General features: G+C 36.3%; 1 protein-coding gene. It reads left to right on the top strand.

The features are described from left to right. On the top strand, positions 1 to 1,935 hold a 1,935-nt coding region (locus tag FD29_RS03345; RefSeq protein WP_157049378.1), incomplete at its 5' end, for an LTA synthase family protein. Between the last annotated feature and the right edge of the window lie 403 nt (positions 1,936 to 2,338).

Below are 2,338 nucleotides of genomic sequence, written 5' to 3'. Positions count from 1 at the left end.
CCCGGTATGGGTTTATTTTTTTACTTTGTGTTGCATTTCAATTGTAAATTCGCCATGCAAAAGAAAAATCGGGCATTACATATTGCCCAAATAATTTTTATAATTTTTTCAGCCTTTCTGGTGGGCTATTTGTTGGACTTGTCACAGACTGGGTCATTGTCCTACGCAGCTAAGACTGTTTTTCAAACTAATGTATCTACTTATATTGTGACATCAATTATTTTATTTCTGATCTATATGGGATTGTACGGTTTGATCAACCGTTTCTTTTATTCTTCAGCCATTTTTTACATTTTCTTTGCCATTTATGGTATCGCTAACCGTCTCAAAGTAATTTATCGGGCGGAACCAATTCTACCAAGTGATTTGGCCCTCATCAGCAATGCCAAGGAGCTTTTGTCGATGGTCACAGCTAAAGTGGTTATCGTCGTTGTCGTTGCAATAATCGTCGTTGTAGCGGCAAGTGTATTTTTGGAAATGCGCTTTGGTAAGAAGCTATTACGTTTTAAAGTTATTCCCAGAGTGATCTTCGTAGTATTAGCCTTAATCAGTCTAGGTAGCTTTTATACAGCTAATCGAGAAGGTTCGTTGACTAATAAATTTTTGGCTAAAATCGGCTATTCAGACTTTGTCGTCAATATCAACTGGTCGGCCAATACGAACGGCCCAATGTTGACCTTTTTAAGCAATGTTCATATCGACGTGATGGACGAACCTAGTGGTTATAACGAAGCTACAATGAATAAGTTAGTCAAGAAGTACCAAGGTGTGGCCGATGATATCAACCAAGATCGTCCTAACAACGACTTAAAGAAACAAACTTTGATTTTTGTTTTAAGTGAGAGTTTTGCTGATCCTAAGCGAGTTCCTAATATTAAGCTCAATCATGAAGTAGCTCCAAACTTGCAAAATATTAAGAAGAACAATACTTCTGGTTTAATGATGAGTTCTGGTTATGGTGGTGGAACGGCCAATATGGAATATATGACCTTTACTGGTTTGGCCTATAATTTGTTCTCTAAGTCATTAACGTCGCCATACACACAATTAGTCACAAAACAGAATCATCCTATTAATATCGCCAATAGTTTCGACACAACGGCAGCTATCCACCCATACGATGGTAATTTTTACGACCGTAATACCGTTTATCAAAAATTTGGGATTCAAACATTCCGCAACATCAGTACTACTGGAAACTTGGCTCTGAAAGATGTCAGTACTTTGCCATACAGTCCATACGTCAGCGATCAAGCCACTTATAATGACACGTTGGATCAAATAAATCAGGCCAAAGGCGGTCAATTCATTAATGTTGTTACAATGCAAAACCACATGCCATATTTGACTAAATACGCTAACAACCAATTCAAAGTCAGTGGCAAAGGTGCCGGCAAGAACTTACAACAAGTAAAGAATTATTCCAAAGGTATCAATATAACTGATACTTCCACTCAAAAATTCCTCAACGAATTGGATAAAATTAACAAACCAATAACGATTGTTTGGTATGGCGATCACTTGCCTGGAATTTATGATGGCAACAGTATGTCAAAATATGACATTGTTCAACACGAAACAGATTACTTTGTTTATAGCAATAAGTACGCATTGGAACATGGCGACGCTACCCAAAAGATCAACGACGCTACCCAAATAACTGATCCTAATGGTTTTATTCCCTTAGCGCTAAAACAAATGAAACAAAAAGTTACACCATACTACGCCTTGTTGACACGCGTTCAAGAAGAATTGCCAGCCATGGCCAAAGACAGCGTAGGTTCCAATCCAAACTTATATGTTGATAAAAATGGTAAGAGAGTTTCAAGCAAAGATTTAACAGCTAAGCAGAAACAATTATTGAAAGATTACAAGTTGGTTCAATATGACCTAACTGCTGGTAAAGATTACAGTAAATCGACTATCAATAAATAAGGTATTTTATAAATATGCTGTTTTTAGGTCAAAAGCAGGGGGTATTTATAAGTATGCCGCCTTCCGATCAAAAGCTGATTGGGCTGGAACGTAGTGAGAGACTTTTCGCCAATTTAAAAATTGTCTTCAAGCTCGGCAGTAATCTAAGCCGGCTGAAAAACGCCGACTAAGATTAAACCACTACTGAGCCCATCAGCTTTTGCTCTCCAGGCTAGGATTTTCGTTGTTTAGTTGGTATATATAATATTTGAGTAAAGTTATTAGTTATATAAAGATAGTTTTAAATATAAGAAGACCGCAATTCTTAATGAATTTAGAAATTACGGTCTTTTTGTATAATTAATTTTTTTATTACTAATAAACATTTAATATTTAGTTAAATTGCCTATATTAATATCTCAAG

The organism is Companilactobacillus mindensis DSM 14500 (assembly GCF_001434275.1).
GTDB classification, from domain to species: Bacteria; Bacillota; Bacilli; order Lactobacillales; family Lactobacillaceae; genus Companilactobacillus; species Companilactobacillus mindensis.
The sequence above is the reverse complement of the archived record's forward strand: the minus strand, read 5'-3'. Positions and strand labels throughout refer to the sequence as shown.